This is a genomic window from Streptomyces sedi, from assembly GCF_006335015.1.
Taxonomy (GTDB): Bacteria; Actinomycetota; Actinomycetes; order Streptomycetales; family Streptomycetaceae; genus Streptomyces; species Streptomyces sedi.
In genome coordinates, this window is the sequence record NZ_VDGT01000015.1 from 105,884 (window position 1) to 123,530 (window position 17,647).

Genomic DNA, 17,647 nt, shown 5'->3' on the forward strand with positions numbered 1-17,647 from the left:
AAGGTGAGGGGCGCGGTCCCGTCTCTGTGGGCCCCGCAGCGAGGGCATCCCGTCGTGAGGAACGAGGAGCGGTATGACTGACCCGGTGTCGTGGACGGGTGGGGAGCGGGCACCGGGGCGGATCGGCGCCTTCGACGAGAAGCGCGCCGAGAACGCGGTCAGGGAGCTGCTGCTCGCCGTGGGCGAGGACCCGGACCGCGAGGGGCTGCGGGACACCCCGGCCCGCGTGGCCAGGGCCTACCGGGAGATCTTCGCCGGGCTGTGGCAGCGCCCCGAGGACGTGCTGACCACGACGTTCGATCTGGGCCACGACGAGATGGTGCTGGTCAAGGACATCGAGGTGATGTCGACCTGCGAGCACCACCTGGTGCCGTTCGTGGGGGTGGCGCACATCGGCTACATCCCGTCCGGCTCCGGAAAGATCACCGGGCTCTCCAAGCTGGCCCGGCTGGTGGACGTCTTCGCCCGCCGGCCCCAGGTGCAGGAACGGCTGACCACCCAGGTCGCGGACTCGATGATGCGCATCCTCGAACCACGCGGGGTCATCGTGGTGATGGAGTGCGAGCACATGTGCATGACCATGCGCGGGGTGCGCAAGCCGGGCGCGAAGACGACGACCTCGGCGGTCCGCGGGCAGCTGCGCACCCCGGCGACGCGGGCCGAGGCGATGAGCCTGATCCTCGCGCGGTGACGCTGGCCGCTGGGGTCAGGCGACAGCGGCGCTGCGCTGGCTTGGTGGGTGGTCGTCCTCGGCCCGGTGTGTGGTTGCTCGCGCCCTTCCGCGCTGGTGGCGGTCTTGGACGCGTGGTGCATTTGTGGCGGGGGTTGGTCGACTACTGACCTTGCCGGTCTGGGTGGGTGGTCGTCCTCGGCCCGGTGTGTGGTTGCTCGCGCAGTTCCCCGCGCCCCTTCTCGGCCGGTGGGCGGCTTGGGGGCGCGGGGAACGGCGCGAATGCTGGGTGACGGGGGTTGGTCGACTGCGGAGCTTCGTGGCTGGGTGGGGTGTCGTCCTTGGCCCGGTGCGTGGTTGCTCGCGCAGTTCCCCGCGCCCGTTCTCGGCCGGTGGGCGGTGCGGTCTACCGGGTGAGGTCCAGCCAGTCGCCGACCGCGAGCACGTGGGCGCGGTGCCCGGCGTGGGCGCGGAACTCCTTCTCCGGGTCGCCGACCTCCACATAGCCCGGGATCTTGTCCGGCTGCTCCGTCTCGTAGTGCATCGGCACCGCGTGCCGGGCGCCGAGTATCTCCGCCGCGGCGGCGGCCTGACGCGGGTCCAGCGCGGCGGGCAGCGGGCTCGGCGGTCGCAGGTGCGGTGCGTCGACCACCGCGCCGTTGGCCGGTAGGAACACCGCGTCGAACGGGCTGAACCTGCGCGCGACCAGCCACCAGTAGCCGTGGAACATCGTGTCGCCGCCGTGGAAGACCCGCCGCCCCTCCGCCTCCACCACCCAGTTCAGCTGCGGGTCGCCCAGCCCGTCGACGGCGGGCACCGCGGTGACGCGGAACGGTCCGATCTCGCGGGTGGCCCAGGCGTCCACGATCTCGACGGCCAGCCGTCGCTCGGTCAGTTCGCGTTCGGCCAGCAGCGTGGTCACGTTGTCCACGTCGTCGCCGTGGCCCGGCGCCGGTCGCAGCACCGGTGCCCCCGGGGTGAGCGCCTCGGCGAGCGCGGAGGCGTCGGTGTGGTCCCGGTGCAGGTGGGTGACCAGCGCGGCGATGGCCGTTCCGCTCGGCGCCGCGAGCCCCGTGCCGGGCTTCCAGCCCGTGAACAGCGGGGTCAGGTCCCGCACATGGTCGATCAGCAGCCGTTCGCCGCCCGCCTCGATCTCCACTCCGGCCCAGCCCAGTCGTCGCACCCGCATCGCGCGCTCCTTCACTCGTGACGAACATTCGTTGCGGTGAAGTTAGCGTACGAGCGTTCGCTAAATCAATAGCGAACGCTCGTACGCTATCCTCGGGGCATGTCACCACGACGCTCGGCGGCCGAAGCGCTCGCCACCAGAGGACGGATCCTCGGCCGCGCCGCCGAGATCGCCTCCGAGGAAGGGCTGGACGGCATCACGATCGGCCGGCTCGCGGAGGAGCTGGGCATGAGCAAGTCCGGGGTGCACAAGCACTTCGGCACCAAGGAGACGTTGCAGATCTCCACGCTGGACAAGGCGTTCGTCGACTTCTGGCACCGGGTGGTCGAGCCGGCGCTCCCGGAGCCGGCCGGGCTGCGGCGGCTGCGCGCGGTGTGCGCCAACTCCGTGAGCTATCTGGAGGCGCCGCTGCTGCCCGGCGGCTGCCTGATGACTGCGGCGCTCAGCGAGTACGACGGCCGGCCGGGCCTGGTGCGCGACGCGGTGGCCGAGGTGTGGTCGCGGTGGCGTGGCCGGCTGCGCGCGGACCTGACCGTGGCGGTGGAGAACGGGGAGCTGCCGGACGACTTCGATGTCGACCAGGCGCTGTTCGAGATCATCGCGGCGGGGTTGGCGCTGAACGCGGCGATGCAGCTGCACCACGACGCAGCGGCGGCGGAGCGCGCCCGCCGCGCGATCGCGAGGGCGCTGCGGTAGGGGGTGGCGGGGGTTGGTCGACTACTGACCTTGCCGGTCTGGGTGGGTTGTCGTCCTCGGCCCGGTGGTGGGTTGCTCGCGCAGTTCCCCGCGCCCCTGGGGTGGGTGGGCGTTCCCGGTCAGGCGCGGCTAGCGCTTCGCGTGGCCGAAGAAGTCGAACTGGGAGGCCGCGCGTTGGCGCGGGGGCGTCTCGGGGCTGTCCGGCGCCGCCGGCCTCGGCGGCGCCGGCTCGCGGTCGCCGCGCTGGCGGGCCACGTGGCGGGAGAGGTGGCGCAGCGACTCCAGCGCCTGCTGGTAGGTGAGCGCCGTCGGCGCGCCGTCCGCCGTGCGGTGGTCGGTGGCCCGCGCCGGCAGTGCCTTGGCCGGCTCGGCAGCCTCCAGCGCCAGCTGCCGGCGGCCCTCCAGGGCCTTGGCCCGCTCGCTCTCCGCCGTGGCGTAGCGGCGCAGCAGCGCCGCGTGCTCCGTGCGGAGCTTGCCCAACTCGGCGCGTTTGTCGGCGACCTTGGTCTCCAGCGCGGTGACCTGCTCCTGCGCCTCTTCCAGCTCGGCCTGCCGCTCCTCGGCCTTCCAGCTGAGCCCGGCGCGGCCGGCGCGTTCGCGCGCCACCTGCCGGCCGGCCGCCAGGTCCCAGCGGCGGAGCTGGACGGCGGCGATCACGGCCGCCAGCGCGGCGACGGCGGTCAACGCACGCAGCAGCGCCGCGTCACCGACCAGCCAGGCCGCCGCGGCGCTGGCGAGGGCGAGCGCGGCCAACGAGGCCGGCAGCAGCACCTTGTGCAGCGCTGAGCTACGGTGACGTCCACGTGCCATGGTCGAAACCTACCGTGACGACACGGGCGCGCGGGAGGGTGACCGAAGGGTTGTGCCCGGTCGGTTATCCGGCGCGGGCGGCGCCCCCCGGCCCCCGTTCCCCGGGCTCTACTCGACGAGTCCCTGTTCGACCAGGTAGTCGTGGGCGGCGTCCTCCGCCTTGCGGCGTTCGGAGTCCACCTGACGGTTGAGTTCCTTCAGGTCCTCGGTGGTCAGGGTGGCCGTCAGCTCGTTGAGGGCGTCGAGCGCGTCCCGCTGTTCGCCGAGGCTGTCGGCGTTGACGACGGGCAGCAGGTTGTCGGCCTGCTGGAGCTTCTGGTCGTCCTCCAGCGTCACCAGTCCGAAGTCCTCCAGCACGGCGTCCGTGGTGGAGACCAGGGCCAGTTCGGCCTCGCCGCGCTGCACCGCCTGCTTGCCCTGGACGGTGCCGACGCCCAGCGGAACGATCTCCGTGACGTCGATCCCGTAGGTGTTCTCCAGGCCCGGTTCGCAGAACGGCCGCTGCGGGCAGTCCTCGCCGGCCGCCAGCCGGACCGGCTCGCCGAGTTCACCCAGATCGGTGAGGGTCGAGAGGTCGTTCTCGGTCGCGAACTCGTCCGTGACGGCGAACGCGTTCTGGTTGACGGCGTCCCCCGCGTCCAGCACGGTCAGGCCCCTGGGCTCGGCCAGCTCGCGCAGCGCGGTCACGGTCTCCGTCACGTCGGAGGAGGCGACGGGCTCGGCCTCGGGGCCGTTCTCGTCGGTGTTGAGGAACTCGGCGAGCGTCGCGGCGTACTCGGGAACGACGTCGATCCCGCCGCTCTCCAGCTCCGGCTCGTACAGTTCGCGGCTGTCGACGTTGGTGATGGAGACGGAGTAGCCGGCCTCCTCCAGCACGCCCCGGTACAGCTCGGCCATCAGCGTCGCCTCGGTGAAGTTGGCGCCGCCGACGGTCACCGAGCCCTTGCCGTCGCCGCCGTCGGACGAGCCGCCCGAATCGCTCTCCTCCAGGCTCTCCCCGCCGCAGGCGGTGAGCGTGAGGGCGAGTGCGGCGAGGCCGGCCAGGGGCAGCCGGGCGCGGCGGGCGGCGCCGGTGCGGAAGTTCGCGGTCACGTGGTCTCCATCTCGGGTGTGGTCGTGGCCCGGCGTCGGGGGGCCGCCGGCCGTTCGTCGTCGGGGGGACGGGGCGCGTCGCGGGGACGGCGACGCGGGTCGGCCAACCGTTGGAGGAGCGCGAGCGCGCCCTCCACCAGCAGGGCGAGGCCGGCGACCAGGACGGCGCCGGCGAAGACCTGCGGGGTGTTGTTGGTGTCGAAGCCGGCGGTGATGATCCGGCCGAGGCCGCCGCCGCCGGCCAGCGCGGCCAGCGAGGCGGTGGCCACCAGCTGCACGGCGGCGGTACGCAGCCCCGTCATCAACAGGGGGTAGGCGAGGGGGAGTTCCACCCGTGACATCAGCTGGAACGGCGACATGCCCATGCCCCTCGCGGCCCCCACCACGTCGCGGTCGGCCTCCGCCACCCCCACGTAGGCGTTGGTCAGCAGCGGCGGCACCCCGAAGAGCACCAGGGCGATGATGGTCGGGGCCTCCCCGTGCTCCCCGACCGGGCTGATGGTGAGCAGTACCAGCACGGCGAACGTGGGGACGGCGCGGCCGGCGTTGGAGATGTTGATGGCCAGCGCGCCGCCGAAGCGCCGCCCGCCGCCGTGGCCGAGCCAGAAGGCCAGCGGCAGCGCGATGGCCGCCGAGAGCAGCAGGCAGAGGCCGGTCAGCTCCAGGTGTTCGGAAAGCCGTTGCCAGATGCCGCCCCTGCCCGACCAGTGGTCGGCGGTGGTCAGCCAGGCCCAGGCGTCGATGATCGCGTTCATCTCGGGCTCCCGTCAGGCCGTGGCCCGGTTGTCCAGCACGGCGTCGCGGTCGTCCAGCACGGCGTCGCGTCCCTCGGCGCCCGCGGCCCGGCGGACGCGCCGCCCGCCCCCGGCGGCCCTGGTCCAGGGCGTGAGCAGGCGCTGCAACCCGAGCAGCAGCAGGTCGGCGGTGACGGCGAGCAGCACGCAGAGCACCGAGGCGGTCAGCACCTGGGCCTTGAAGTAGCTGTCCATCGCCGCGTAGATCAGGTTCCCCAGGCCGCCGTTGTCGACGATCGCGCCGACCGTGGTCAGCGAGACGGCGGAGACGGTGGCGATCCGCAGCCCCGCCATCAGCGCCGGGAGGGCCAGGGGCAGCTCGACGGCGAAGAGCAGCCGGGTCCTGCCGTAGCCGAGGCCGATCGCCGCCTCGCGGGCCTCGGCGGGGACGGAGTCGAGCCCGGTGAGGATGTTCCGCACCAGGATGGTCAGCGAATACAGCACCAGTCCGCAGATCACCAGCGAGACCGAGATGCCGAACATCGGCAGCAGCAGCGCGTACATGGCGAGCGTGGGGATGGTGTACAGCACCGTGGTGGCGCTCAGGATGCCCGCCGACGCGAGCCGCCAGCGGCGGGCCAGCAGCGCAAGGGGGAACGCGATGAGCACCGCGATGCCGATCGCCGTGGCGGTGATCACCACGTGGTCGACCGTGGCCTCGGTCAGTTCCTCGCTGCGACTGCGCAGGTACTCCCCGCAGATCCACTCGTTGGCCGCCAGACAGCTCTGGGCGGTTGCCGCACTCATGTTCCAGCAGCCTAGACGGTTAACCTGACAGAATCATGAACATGTTGCGGTTCGAGCACGTCTCCAAGCGCTACCCCAACGGGACCGTGGCCGTCGACGGCCTCGACTTCGAGGTGAACGAGGGCGAGCTGGTCACCCTCGTCGGGCCGTCCGGCTGCGGCAAGACCACCACGATGAAGCTGGTCAACAGGCTGGAGGAGCCGACCTCCGGCCGCATCCTGCTCGACGGCGAGGACGTCTCCCGCGTCGACCCGGTGAAGTTGCGCCGCCGCATCGGCTACGTCATCCAGCAGGTCGGGCTCTTTCCGCACCGCACCGTGCTCGACAACACGGCGACCGTGCCGGTGCTGCTCGGCCGGGGCCGGAAGGCCGCGCGGCAGCGGGCCGCCGAGCTGCTGGAACTGGTCGGCCTCGACCCGGCCGTCTACGGCGGTCGCTACCCCGACCAGCTCTCGGGCGGGCAGCGGCAGCGCGTCGGCGTCGCGCGGGCGCTGGCCGCCGACCCGCCGGTGCTGCTGATGGACGAGCCGTTCGGCGCGGTCGACCCGGTGGTGCGGGAACGGCTCCAGAACGAGTTCCTCCGGCTCCAGCAGGAGGTCCGCAAGACGGTGCTCTTCGTCACCCACGACATCGAGGAGGCCGTGCGGCTCGGCGACCGCATCGCGGTCTTCGGCGAGGGGCGGATCGAGCAGTACGACTCCCCGGCGGCGGTGCTGGGCGCGCCGGCCACGGACTACGTCGCCTCGTTCGTCGGCAGCGACCGCGGGCTGAAACGGCTCTCGGTGACGCCGGTGGAACGCGGCGACCTGGAGCAGCCGCCGGTCGTGCACCTCGCGGACTCGATGGCGACCGCGCGGGAACGGATGCGGGCCGACGGGGTGCGGTGGGCGGTGGTGCTCGACGAGGACGACGTGCTGCACGGCTGGGTCTCGGCGGGCGACAGCGGCGCCTCCGGCGAGGAGCGGGAGCGGGAGAGCGTCGGCACGGTGGCCGGGCACGCGCGGCGGATGGAGGCGTGGCTGCGGCTCGGGTCCTCGCTGAAGACGGCGTTCAGCACGATGCTCCAGTACGACGCGGGGTGGATAGCCGTGCTCGACGAGGAGGACCGACTGCTCGGGGTGCTGACCCCCAGCACCCTCCACGAGGCGCTGCGCCGCTCCATCGACGCGGACACCCGTTCGGTGGAACGGTCCGACGTGGAACTGGAGACGGTGAACGGGGCGTAGCCGCCTCCGGCGGTGGGGCGGGGGCGTCAGGGGCGCGGGGAACTGCGCGGTGCATGGGTGGCGGGGGTTGGTCGACTACGGTGCCGCGCCGGCTAGGTGGGTTGTCGTCCTCGCGCCGGTGTGTGGTTGCTCGCGCAGTTCCCCGCGCCCCTTCGACGCCGCCGCCGCGGGGGGCTATGCGCGGGAGCCCATGGGGCCGGTGGGGTTGTCCTCGTCGCCTTCGGGGAGGCGGCACACCCGTTCCAGATACAGCGCCGCCGCCACCACCGCGATGCCCGCCGCGACGGCGAGTCCGGCGTACAGGGCCTGGTCCCTGCGGTTGGGCACCTCCATCCGCTCCAGCAGCAGGAAGAGCCCGAAGCCGCCGTACGCCCCGGCCACCAACGCCGAGACCAGCGCGCTCGCCTGGCCGAAGACCACCGCGCGCGCCGCGCTCATCCGGTCCACCGGCCTCGCGTCCGGGCGCCGTTCGCGCTGCGCCCGCAGCCGCGCGCGCAGCGACAGCGCGGTGCCCAGCAGCACCGCGGCGATCAGCGCCAGCACGACCGGCGCGAGGAGGGGAACCGCGGGCAGCGTGTTGCCCATCGAGTCCCAGAGTCCGGCCCCCGCCCAGCACAGGCCGAACGCTGCCGCGAACAGCCCGGCCAGCGTGCCGATCCGCAGTTGGTTCACCGCTCCGCGCGCCCCTCGTCCGTCTCGTTCGTTCAGTCGGGCAGCACCAGCGACAGGTCCTCCCGCAGCACGACGCCCTGGCCGTCGACCGAGGGCAGCAGCTCGCGCAGCGGCCCGCGGCCGGGTACCTCGGCGCCCGGGTCGACATCGTGCCACGGCACCAGCACGAACGCCCGCTCGTGGGCCCGGGGATGGGGCAGCGTGAGGTTCGGGTCGGTGGAGAGGACACCCTGGTAGGAGACGATGTCCACGTCCAGGGTGCGGGGGCCCCAACGCTCGTCGCGGACCCGTTCGAACGCCTCCTCGATGGCCTGGGCGCGCTCCAGCAGCGAGGAGGGCGGGAGGGTCGTCTTCACCAGGACGACCGCGTTGAAGTAGTCGGACTGCTCGCCCTCGGTGACTCCGAAGGGGCTGGTCTCGTAGACGCGGGAGACCGCTTTGACCCGGACGCCCGGGGTGTCCTCCAGCGCGTCGACGGCGCCCTGGAGGTTCTCCAGCCGGTTGCCCATGTTGGCGCCGAGGGAGATCACGGCGCGCATCGGGTTGTGGAGGGTCGAGTCGGCCGCGTCGACCTGCCGCACCACGGAGGCCGGTACCGGCTGCACGGTGGGGTCGGGGGAGGAGGCGGCGTTGCTGGGGGTCATGCTCGGCTCCGTTCGATGCTGATGGTCACGTCCTCGAAGGGCACGGTGATCGGGGCGTGCGGCTTGTGCACGGTCACGGTGACCTCGCGCACCGCCGGGTGGGTCAGGCACTGGTCGGCGAGCCGCTGGGCCAACGTCTCCAGCAGGTCGCAGGGTTCGCCGGCGACGACGGCGGCGATCTGCTCGGCGAGGACCCCGTAGTCGACGGTCAGTTCCAACGCGTCGGCCTCGGCGGCCGGCCTGGTGTCCACGCCGAGGTCCACGTCCACCACGAAGGGCTGGCCCTCGGCGCGTTCGCGGGGGAGGACCCCGTGAAAGCCCTGTGCGCGTACTCCGCGCAGCGTGATGCGGTCCACGGCGTTCACTCCCTCGTCCGTCTCTGGTCTTGTCCGACCGGTGCGCGCGCTCCGGTGCCCCGTGCGCCGCCGGTCCCGTTCGGGTGCTCACCGCCCGGGGGTTCGAATCTACCCGCGCCCGCCGGAGGCTCCGCCGGGGCATGGGGAACAGCGCCGGTCCCGGCGGACCTGTTCCCCGCGAAGGGGTGGAGAACGCGGGGCGCGGGCCCGGTGAAGGGTCGGTCGGACGTCGATCACCTGCGCCTACCCTGGGGCCATGAGCATCGCGCATGGTCAGGTGACAGGTCTGCCCCGCTGGGACCGCTGTGCGGTGATGGGGGTGGTCAATGTCACACCCGACTCCTTTTCCGACGGCGGGCGTTGGTTCGACCCGGAGTCCGCGGTCAAACGGGGGCTCGATCTGGTGGCCGAGGGCGCGGACCTGGTGGACGTCGGTGGCGAGTCGACCCGCCCGGGGGCCACCCGGGTGGACGAGGCGGAGGAACTGCGCCGGGTGCTGCCCGTGGTGCGGGAGCTGGTCGACCGGGGGGTGCTGGTCAGCGTGGACACCACCCGCGCCTCGGTGGCCGGGCGCGCGCTGGACGCCGGCGCGCGGATGGTGAACGACGTGAGCGGCGGCAGGGCCGACCCCGCGATGGTGCCGCTGGTGGCCGAACGCGCCGTGCCGTTCGTGGTGATGCACTGGCGCGGGCAGAGCGTGGACATGAACGACCGGGCGGTCTACGCCGACGTGGTCGGCGAGGTGGTCGGCGAGCTGAGGGAGAGCCTGGCCGGCGCGGTGGCCGGCGGGATCGCGCCCGAGCTGCTGGTGGTCGACCCGGGGTTGGGCTTCGCCAAGCGCGCCGAGCACGACCTGGCGCTGCTCGCGGCGCTCGGCAGAATCCGCGCCGACCTGCCGTTTCCGCTGCTGGTCGCGGCCTCGCGGAAGCGGTTCCTCGGCCGGGTGCTCGCCGGCCCCGACGGCGCCCCGCCGCCCGCGCGGGAGCGCGACGCGGCGACCGCGGCCGTCTCCGCGCTCGCCGCCGCGGCTGGCGCGTGGGCTGTGCGGGTACACGAGGCACGGGCCAGTGCGGACGCGGTCCGGGTGGCCCGGGCCATCGACGAGGCGGACCGCCGGGTGGGCGACGGCGGGGAGGGAGCGGCATGACCGGAGCGAGCACCGACATCGAGGCGGTCGCGGCGGCCAACACGGCGCTCTACGACGCGATCGAGCACGGCGACCTGGACGCACTGACGGAGTGTTGGCTGACCGACGACATCAGCGTGGTGCACCCCGGCTGGCCGGTGATCAGCGGGCGGGCCGAGGTGCTGCGCTCCTACGCGCTGATCATGGCCAACACCGACTACATCCAGTTCTTCCTCACGGATGTCGAGGTCTCGGTGCTGGGCGACACGGCGCTGGTGACCTGCACGGAGAACATCCTCAGCGGCGGGCCCTCTGAGGAGGAGGGCGAAGTGGGGCCGCTGGTCGGCGGGTTGGTGGTGGCCACCAACGTCTTCCGCAGGGCGGAGGACGGCGAGTGGCGCGTCTGGGCGCACCACGGCTCGCCCGTCCTGATCGACCGGGAGGACGAGGACTCCGACGGGGAGGGAGAGGGCGGCGGCTCCGACGACCGCGACGAGGGCGGCGGGTTGACCGAGATCGGCTGAGGGGAACCGCGCTTCCCTTCCTCGCGTCCGGCTGATTGGATGCGAAGAGTGGTAAGCGAGAGTTTCATCTGACGGGAGAGTTCCGCGTGGCACGGGCGGAAGAACGCGTGGCGTTCGACAACGGGGGCGGCGGCGCTGCGACGCCTGAACAGTCGGCGAAAATCTCCCCAACGGAGGGCGAAAAGGGCCAGGATGGCCCTCCGAAGCGTTACCGCATGATCACTCCGACGGACTGGTTCCGCATTCCGCTCCGTTCGGAGAAAAAGCGGACGCGGGCCGTCCAGATCCTGGTCGACATGGCCTATCCGAATCGTGACGAGTTCGCTGTGAAGCGTCACGAGTTGCGGGAGCTGCTGACGGAGGTCACCCAGAACGCCTCGCAGCGCGAGGCGATTGAGATATATCTCGCGACCGAGGCCGTGATGGGCATTCCCATCCCCGCCAGCCTCATGGTGACCGCGGAGCCGGAGAACCCGTCGCTGCCGCGGCAGATGCCGGTGTCGCTGCTGGCCGACGGCATCCGGGACCGGTACGGCGACGCCGCCTCGGTCTCCGTCGTGACCCTTCCCGCCGGCGAGGCGGTGCGCAGCCGCCGGGAGGAACTCAGCGAGGATTCGGTGGAACTGGGACAGGACAAGGAACGTCCCAACACCTTGCTGGAGTTCTTCCTGCCGGTTCCCCACTCCACCGCGTGGCTGGTCCTCACTTTCAGTGCACCGCTGAAGGAGTTGGCGGATGCGCAGGTCCAGATGTTCGATGCCATCGCGGCTTCTTTCCGGTGGTCCGAGTAACGATCTGCCGGGCCCGCAGCAGAAGGAGGGGGAATGTCCGACCTCGATATCACAGTCAGCGAAGTCCAGGAACTCGGGGAGAAACTGCGCCTGATAGCCACCGAGTTCGAGAACGCCGAGGACGCCGCGTCCGACTACGCCGAGCAGGTGAGTCACAGCGGTCTCGCACACGAACTTGAAGAATTCGCGGAGAACTGGGGAGTGCACCGCGACAAGCTCATGGACGGCCTGCGCACACTCGCGGAGAAGGCCATCAAGGCCGCCGAGGGGTACGACGGCATCGAGTCCGAGCTGGCCGAGGCACTGCAGGGTGGTAACTGATGGGCACGCGTCCCGCCGACTGGCAGCCGCTGACCGAGGACGGCCGCGACCCGGTCCCCGGTGACTGGGAGATGGTCCAGGAGGCTGCGGCCCGCTACCGGCGCACGGCCGACGCGATCCGGCGCGCCAAGGAGCTGCTGGAGGACGTCACCGACAGCGAGGACGGCTGGCAGTCCGACGCCGGCACCGCGTTCCGCGAGAAGTCCACCGAGGTCTCCGACGACGTGTGGAAGGCGTACGGCCGCTACGACGCCGCCGCCGAGGCGCTGGCCGGCTACTGGCCCGAGCTGGAGGACGCGCAGTCCGAGAGCCTGCGGCTGCGCACGGAGGCCCAGGAGGTCCAGGCCGAGATCGACAGCCTCGGCGGGCGCATCGACGGCGCCGAGGCCGACGCGGAACGGGCCGGCGACTCGGACGCCGACGACGCCGAGGACCGCGAGGAGGAGGCGAACCGCGAGGTCGAGAACCTCCAGGGCCAACTCGACTACCAGCAGGGCCGGTTGACCCAGCTGCGCACTCAGCTCGCGGGGATCGTCGAGGCCAAGGACCAGGCCGCCCAGCGGGCCGCGGACGCCATCGGCGACTTCATCGGCGGCGACGGCCTCAAGGACGGCTTCTGGGACCACGTGGGCGCGTTCTTCGACGGGCTCAAGGACTTCCTGATCATGATCGGCGAGTGGGCGGGGAGAATCGCCGCCATCTGCGGGGTCCTCGCGCTGCTGGTGAGTTGGATACCCGTCGTCGGCCAGGCGCTGGCCGGCATCCTGGGCGCCATCGCGCTGGTGGCCACCGTCTTCTCCTTGGTCGGCAACGCCCTCTCGGGCAACTGGGTCGGCTTCGCCCTCGACGTGGTCGGCATCGTCACCTTCGGCATCGGCCGCGCGGTGACCCCGATGCTGCGCGCCGCCGGCGGCACTGCCCGCTTCGGCGCGTTCCGCAGCGTCATGCAGGGGGCTCCCGGTGCCAACCGGGCGGCCCGCAACGCTTACGCGGCCGGTATCGTCGGCGACGGCGCGACGCTGGCCGGCCGCGCAGGCACCACGTTCACCCGTCCTTCCGGGCTGCTCGGCTGGGGCCGCTCCGCCTTCGGCGGACTCGGCGCCGACATGGCCGGCAACCTGCGGGTGCTGGGCAGCGGCTCCAACTGGGGCCAGGGCTTCTCGCAGGGCCTGGCCGGCCTGCGGAACATCCCGAGCACCTTCGCCGAGGCCGGCCTCGGGCGCGGACTCCAGGCGGGGGCGCACCAGTTCTTCGGCCAGGCGGACGCCGCCGGGGACGCGCTGGCGCTGGGCCGGGCGGCCGGGGAGGGAGCCGCCGTCGGTGGGCTCGGCGTCTCCAGCGGGCTGGGCGCAGGCGCCGCCGGCGCGGGTGCCATCTCTGGCAACATCGGACTCTTCGCGGTCACCGGAGTCGACTCCCTCTGGAACTGGCCGGGGCTCGGTGACGGCGACCACCCGCTGGTCGGCGACTTCACCGACACCGGTGACCTCACCTACGACGAGAGCGAGGCCATGGCCCGATGAACCCGGTGGAGCCGGCCGTCTTCCCGGCGCAACGCCCCCTGGTTCGTTGGGGGGTGCTGCGCCGGGCCCGGATCACGGTCGAGGGCGACCGGCTGGTGGTGCGGCAGCGCCGGCGTTCCCGCTCCTGGCCGTTGGGCCCGGAGGGGGTCGCCTCGGCGACGCATCTGACGGGGAGGCTCTGTCCCTCCGCGTTCCGGGTGCGTCGGAAGGGCAAGATCAACCCTGCCGGTGGCTGCCTCCATCTGTTGGACGGCTCGGGGCGGGCGCTCGCCTGCCTCGCGGTCAGCGACTGGCTGCCGGCCGGGGGCTGGCCGCTCACCCTTGAGGCGCCCGACGCCAACACCCGGGCGTACTCGGTCGACTCCCCGTCGCCCGGGATCGACAGCGCCGGGTTTCTGGAGCGCTCCGGCTTCGCCCCCTTCCTGCGCCATCACGGCATCCCCGTCCACGTGGCGGCGGAGGACGAGGAGGAGCCGCCCCGGGCGGCGGGGTTCGCGGGCCCGCTGCGGCCGGGGCCGGAGTTGGCGAGGACGGCGGGGGCCGCTCCGGCCTTCGCCTCGCTGCTGTTGTTCTTCTTCTCCTGGGCCCCTCCCGGCGCGGAGTGGCGCAACGCCATGGCCTCGGTGCCCTTCCTGCTCATCGCCCTCGTCACCGTCGTTCCCGCGGCCGTGCTGGGCCTGGCCGGGACGCGTGCCGGGCGCACCGTCGCCACGGCGGAGCTGAGGCCCAGGCCCGGCGTCCCCGTCACCCGGTCGTTCCTGGACCGCAGCGCGCTGCGGCTCACCGCCGAGGCCGTCGAACTGCGCACCGCGCAGCGGATGATGCGGCTCATGCCGCCGCCGGCTGACCCGGTGCTCGGGCTGCGGGAGGCCGTGGTGCTGGAGGACAAAGGGCAGCCCTGGGGCGTGGCGTTGGTGGACGACAGGGAGACGGTGCACGCGTTCCTGCACTGGGACACCTGGTTCGCCGGAGATCCGCGGCTCGTCGCGCTCGGCGACTTCTGCCGGCAGGCCGGACTCGGCATCCGGAAGAAGCAGTTGAGGGCGTTCCCCGGCAGGCAGCGGGAGGACAGGACGGCCGGCGTCTGGCGTGCGAAGCACTACGCGCGGCAGGAGCGCCTCGTCGCCTACTCCGCCGAGACCCCCGGGGCGATGACCTTCGGGATCTTCTCGCTCGTCTACGGCCTGTTCGTGTGGGATCTCGCGTGGGCCCCCTTCTACCCCGTGCTGGCCGGCGCGTTCCTGATCGCCGTCCCCGCCTACGCGGTGCGGGGCGCCTACCGCAAGTGGAAGCTCAACATTCTGGTGCCGCCGGAGGGGGTGGGCGCCACGGGGGGCGCTCACGGCGCGCGCCTCGACAAGCACGGAGAGGAGAGGTCGTGACCGACGCGGCCGGCATAGCGGTGACGAAGGCGGGGGCGACCCGTTGGGTGGCCTCCTTCGAGCACCCGGAGGAGTTCTGGCACCCGCTGGAGATGGCGGAGGACGACGCGGCCGAACGGGTCGCGCAGGCCGTCGCCGACCGGGGTGGCGAGTACAGCCAGGACTACGCGGAGGCCGTCTACCCGGAGTTGCGGGCGATCTGGGAGGGCGCGAGGGCGCGCGAGGCGTCGCCCGTCGCCGTGTACGTGCCCCCGGAGCCGTTGCAGTCCCGGCCGTTGGTGCCGGTCACCGCGTTCTGCGCGCCGGTGCCCACGCCGCCGGAGGTCCGCACCGTGGAGGCGATGGCCCGACTGGCGGCCCAGCCGCAGCCGTACCGGTTCCGGGACCCGCTGGTCAGCGTCGTGGAGCTGCCGGCGGGGCCGACGTGCCGGGTGCACGAGCTGATCCTGGAGGAACCGGCGGAGGACGGGCGACGTTCGATGATCGAGTACGTCTCCTACTACGTGGTGCCCCCGGGGTACGACCGGGGTTTCGTGGAACTGACCGTCACCTGGCCGAGCCCCACCCTCGGGGAAACGATGGCGGAGACGGCCGACGACATCGCCCAGACGCTGACCATCAGCCCTCAGTGAAGCCGGAGAACCCCCCATGACGACCGATCCCGAGTTCGTCTTCGAGCAGGTCCAGATCGGCAAGGGGCTGCGGCCCCTCGCGCAGCACGGCTTTCTCGTCGTCGACCGGGGCACGTTGACCCTGCTCGACTCCGAGCGGCAGCCCATCGACAGCGGCCCGTTGCACCAGGTCGTCGCCAAGAAGATCCGGTTCACCGGCGGCAAGAGCGTCTCGCTCACGGTCAACGGGACCAAGTACAACGCGGCGCCCGGCTGGGGCGCCCGCGGCGTGTTCGTCCTGCCGGGCGACTCGGCCCACGTGAAGTCGGCGGCCGAGGCCCTCCTCCACCTCGTCGCCACCGGCGGGGGACAGGTCGGCTGACGCGGCTGCCCAGGTCGACGGGGCCTACGTCAGCCAGCGGTCCGGGGTCGCCGTGCGGCGGCCCAGGCGGGAGCGGTCGGCCTGGCGGGCCACCTCGTCGGAGGCGCGGGTCGCGTCCAGCAGCCGCGCCGTCGCCGTCCCGTTGGCGCCCTGGTCCACATGGATCGAGGCCAGGTCCAGCCGCCGTTCCCAGGGCCCCTGCGCCAGCCGCACGCTCTGCACCTTGGCGTGCGGCACCAGCGTGTGGGTGCGGCGCAGGCGGCCGTGGCGGGCGACGAAGACCGCCTCGGTCGCGCCGTACCCGTAGCCGACGCGCCACACCGGCACCGCCCAACGCGCGCGGGTGGGCGCCGCGTCGACCGTCGCCAGCGTCTCGTCCAGGTCGACGTCCGGCAGGATGCGGCCCAGCAGCGCGCGGGCGGTCTCGCGGGTGCCGACGGGCAGCAGCATGCCGCCCTCGTTGCCCTCGCCGGCGACCGCCAACTCCACGCGCAGCCAGCCGCGCCGGCGCCACAGCACCGGTTCCACGATCCGCACGGCCTGCACCCGCCCCGGCGGCACCGTGGCGTGGTCGCGTTGCAGCAGCCCGTGGTCCAGCCGCAGCCCGTCGGGCGACTCGCTGACCGTCCAGCCGTACTGCGTCAGGAACGCGCCCAGGCTGCCGCGCCAGATCGCGGCCAGCAGCGGCAGCAGCACCGCGAGCGCCGGCAGCACGCTGCCGGTCGCCAGCCAGATCAACGGCGTGGCCACCGCGGCGGCGAGCAGCGAACCCCAGGCGCTGCCGAGCAGCGCCAGCGACCAGCCCAGCATCCGCGAGTCCACCTGGTGCAGCTCCCGCGCCGGCGCCTCGCCCGCGCTGGACGCGGCCTCGGGCGCGATCCCGGCGGCGCGGGCGAGGAGTTCGGCGCGCAGCTCGGTCGCCTCGCGCTCGGCGAGGAACGCCAGCTCGTCGTGGGAGCCCGAGCCGACCACGTCCATCTTGAGCTTGGCCACGCCGAACGCCCTGGCCAGCAGCGGGCGCGAGATGTCGATCGCCTGGATGCGGTCCAGCCGCAGATGCGCGGTGCGACGGAACAACAGCCCGGTGCGGATGCGCAGTTCGGTGTCGGTGACCAGATAGCGGGTGACGCGCCAGGAGAGATAGCCGTAGGCGGTGGCGCCCAGGACCAGCACGGCGACGCCGAGCAGCAGCCAGCCGAGCCCGGCGCCCTCCGCCTGGTCGCGGACCTCCCCGGCGTTCTGGAGCGCGACCGCGAAGAGGCCGGCCAGCGGCGCCCAGGCGCGGCGCCACGGGGTGAGCGGGTGCAGCCGCTTGCCCTGGCCGCTGGGGATCTCGACGGCGGCCCTTTCGCCCGGGGCCTCGTCCGGCGGGTTCACAGGCCGGCCGATCGGGCCTCGCCCAGCTCGGTCAGGCGGTCCCGCAGCCGTTCCGCCTCGGCGGGTGCCAGCCCGGGGATGGTGGCGTCGGTCGCGGCGGCGGCCGTGTGGAGCTGGAGCCTGGCCAGCCCGAAGCGGCGCTCCAACGGCCCCGAGGTGACCTCGACCAACTGCATTCGGCCGTAGGGCACCACGGTCAGCTGGCGCCAGAGCACCCCGCGGTTGATCAGCAGGTCGTCGTCGCGTTCCAGATAGCCCCAGGACAGCCAGTTGCGCGCCAGCGCCCACCAGCCCCAGCCGCCGCCCGCCAGCACCGGCAGCACCAGCAGCGCCCACAGGGGCGCGCCGAGCAGCGGGGGCAGCACGGCGGCGGCGAGCGCCAACGGCCCCAGCCAGCACGCCAGCAGCAGCCGGCGCAGCCGCAGCACCCCCGCCTCGATCGGCCGCCAGCCCTCGTCCGCCGGCCCGGGGCCGCCGTCGCCGCCTGGCCCCCGCGCAACCGTGTCCATGTCGGAAGCTTAGGTCGTTCCCGGCGGATCCCCCGGCCGTTCGCGCCCGGGCGCCGGCCGTCGGGGCGGCCCGCCGGGGCCGGCGGCGCGCGCGACGCCGCAGACGTCGGGGGCGACCTGGTGACAGACTGACCGGCATGGCGGAGACCGGCAGCGCGGACACGGAGACGGCGGGCACGTTCGGCACGGCGGCGGGGGCCGGCAC

Annotated in this window: 21 protein-coding genes; 11 read left to right on the forward strand and 10 right to left on the reverse strand. The window is 73.0% G+C overall.

Going from position 1 to position 17,647, the window contains the following annotated elements:
* Positions 1-73: 73 nt before the first annotated feature.
* Positions 74-691 (forward strand): GTP cyclohydrolase I FolE, encoded by a 618-nt coding sequence (folE, locus tag FH715_RS19480; RefSeq protein WP_139647077.1) that lies wholly within the window; start codon positions 74-76, stop codon positions 689-691.
* 385 nt (positions 692-1,076) lie between these two features.
* On the opposite strand, the gene FH715_RS19485 is transcribed toward folE, so the two are convergent.
* A complete protein-coding gene (locus FH715_RS19485) occupies positions 1,077-1,859 on the reverse strand; it encodes an MBL fold metallo-hydrolase (RefSeq protein WP_139647079.1) in 783 nt (260 codons plus the stop codon).
* Positions 1,860-1,958: 99 nt separating this feature from the next.
* On the opposite strand from FH715_RS19485, the gene FH715_RS19490 reads away from it, so the two are divergent.
* Positions 1,959-2,555 carry a TetR/AcrR family transcriptional regulator gene (locus FH715_RS19490; RefSeq protein WP_139647081.1) on the forward strand — a complete coding sequence of 199 codons (597 nt, stop codon included), beginning with the start codon at positions 1,959-1,961 and terminating at the stop codon, positions 2,553-2,555.
* A gap of 129 nt (positions 2,556-2,684) precedes the next feature.
* On the opposite strand, the gene FH715_RS19495 is transcribed toward FH715_RS19490, so the two are convergent.
* The 4 genes from FH715_RS19495 to FH715_RS19510 all read right to left on the reverse strand — a co-directional run bounded on the left by FH715_RS19495 (position 2,685) and on the right by FH715_RS19510 (position 5,998).
* Complete coding sequence (locus tag FH715_RS19495; RefSeq protein WP_139647083.1) at positions 2,685-3,365, reverse strand: hypothetical protein; 681 nt, start codon at positions 3,363-3,365, stop codon at positions 2,685-2,687.
* 108 nt (positions 3,366-3,473) lie between these two features.
* Complete coding sequence (locus FH715_RS19500) at positions 3,474-4,457, reverse strand: ABC transporter substrate-binding protein (RefSeq protein ID WP_246108850.1); 984 nt, start codon at positions 4,455-4,457, stop codon at positions 3,474-3,476.
* Positions 4,454-5,212, reverse strand: a complete 759-nt coding sequence (locus tag FH715_RS19505; RefSeq protein ID WP_139647085.1) for an ABC transporter permease — start codon at positions 5,210-5,212, stop codon at positions 4,454-4,456. The genes FH715_RS19500 and FH715_RS19505 overlap by 4 nt, the downstream gene beginning before the upstream one ends.
* A gap of 12 nt (positions 5,213-5,224) precedes the next feature.
* A complete protein-coding gene (locus FH715_RS19510; protein ID WP_139647087.1) occupies positions 5,225-5,998 on the reverse strand; it encodes an ABC transporter permease in 774 nt (257 codons plus the stop codon).
* A gap of 41 nt (positions 5,999-6,039) precedes the next feature.
* Between FH715_RS19510 and FH715_RS19515 the strand changes: the two genes are divergently transcribed.
* Entirely contained in the window at positions 6,040-7,224 is a 1,185-nt protein-coding gene (locus tag FH715_RS19515) for an ABC transporter ATP-binding protein (protein WP_139647194.1), read from the forward strand.
* A gap of 174 nt (positions 7,225-7,398) precedes the next feature.
* Here FH715_RS19515 and FH715_RS19520 read toward each other — a convergent pair whose 3' ends face one another.
* Genes FH715_RS19520 through folB form a run of 3 tightly spaced genes read right to left on the reverse strand, consistent with a single transcriptional unit; the run spans position 7,399 to position 8,896 of the window.
* A complete protein-coding gene (locus FH715_RS19520) occupies positions 7,399-7,896 on the reverse strand; it encodes a DUF3180 domain-containing protein (protein ID WP_139647089.1) in 498 nt (165 codons plus the stop codon).
* Between the two features lie 32 nt (positions 7,897-7,928).
* Positions 7,929-8,540 (reverse strand): 2-amino-4-hydroxy-6-hydroxymethyldihydropteridine diphosphokinase, encoded by a 612-nt coding sequence (gene folK / locus FH715_RS19525; RefSeq protein WP_139647091.1) that lies wholly within the window; start codon positions 8,538-8,540, stop codon positions 7,929-7,931.
* Positions 8,537-8,896 carry a dihydroneopterin aldolase gene (gene folB / locus FH715_RS19530; protein WP_139647093.1) on the reverse strand — a complete coding sequence of 120 codons (360 nt, stop codon included), beginning with the start codon at positions 8,894-8,896 and terminating at the stop codon, positions 8,537-8,539. Before folB ends, folK begins: the two co-directional genes overlap by 4 nt.
* Before the next feature lie 256 nt (positions 8,897-9,152).
* Between folB and folP the strand changes: the two genes are divergently transcribed.
* From folP to FH715_RS19570, 8 genes are all read left to right on the forward strand, one after another.
* Positions 9,153-10,043, forward strand: coding sequence for a dihydropteroate synthase (folP, locus tag FH715_RS19535; protein ID WP_211367715.1), 891 nt, complete (start codon positions 9,153-9,155; stop codon positions 10,041-10,043).
* Positions 10,040-10,546, forward strand: coding sequence for a nuclear transport factor 2 family protein (locus FH715_RS19540; protein WP_139647095.1), 507 nt, complete (start codon positions 10,040-10,042; stop codon positions 10,544-10,546). The genes folP and FH715_RS19540 overlap by 4 nt, the downstream gene beginning before the upstream one ends.
* An 86-nt stretch (positions 10,547-10,632) precedes the next feature.
* Positions 10,633-11,337 carry a hypothetical protein gene (locus FH715_RS19545; RefSeq protein ID WP_139647097.1) on the forward strand — a complete coding sequence of 235 codons (705 nt, stop codon included), beginning with the start codon at positions 10,633-10,635 and terminating at the stop codon, positions 11,335-11,337.
* Positions 11,338-11,370: 33 nt separating this feature from the next.
* On the forward strand, positions 11,371-11,658 hold the full coding sequence (locus tag FH715_RS19550; protein WP_139647099.1) for a type VII secretion target: 288 nt from the start codon (positions 11,371-11,373) through the stop codon (positions 11,656-11,658).
* Positions 11,658-13,181, forward strand: a complete 1,524-nt coding sequence (locus FH715_RS28315; RefSeq protein WP_170184770.1) for an AAA family ATPase — start codon at positions 11,658-11,660, stop codon at positions 13,179-13,181. Before FH715_RS19550 ends, FH715_RS28315 begins: the two co-directional genes overlap by 1 nt.
* Complete coding sequence (locus FH715_RS19560) at positions 13,178-14,563, forward strand: hypothetical protein (protein WP_139647100.1); 1,386 nt, start codon at positions 13,178-13,180, stop codon at positions 14,561-14,563. Before FH715_RS28315 ends, FH715_RS19560 begins: the two co-directional genes overlap by 4 nt.
* Complete coding sequence (locus FH715_RS19565) at positions 14,560-15,195, forward strand: hypothetical protein (RefSeq protein ID WP_139647103.1); 636 nt, start codon at positions 14,560-14,562, stop codon at positions 15,193-15,195. The genes FH715_RS19560 and FH715_RS19565 overlap by 4 nt, the downstream gene beginning before the upstream one ends.
* A 16-nt stretch (positions 15,196-15,211) precedes the next feature.
* A complete protein-coding gene (locus FH715_RS19570) occupies positions 15,212-15,556 on the forward strand; it encodes a hypothetical protein (protein ID WP_139647105.1) in 345 nt (114 codons plus the stop codon).
* A 24-nt stretch (positions 15,557-15,580) separates the two neighbouring features.
* On the opposite strand, the gene FH715_RS19575 is transcribed toward FH715_RS19570, so the two are convergent.
* Positions 15,581-16,933 carry a PH domain-containing protein gene (locus tag FH715_RS19575; RefSeq protein WP_139647107.1) on the reverse strand — a complete coding sequence of 451 codons (1,353 nt, stop codon included), beginning with the start codon at positions 16,931-16,933 and terminating at the stop codon, positions 15,581-15,583.
* Positions 16,930-17,442: a PH domain-containing protein gene (locus FH715_RS19580; RefSeq protein WP_139647109.1), complete on the reverse strand. Its 513-nt coding sequence runs from the start codon at positions 17,440-17,442 to the stop codon at positions 16,930-16,932. The genes FH715_RS19575 and FH715_RS19580 overlap by 4 nt, the downstream gene beginning before the upstream one ends.
* Positions 17,443-17,647 lie beyond the last annotated feature (205 nt).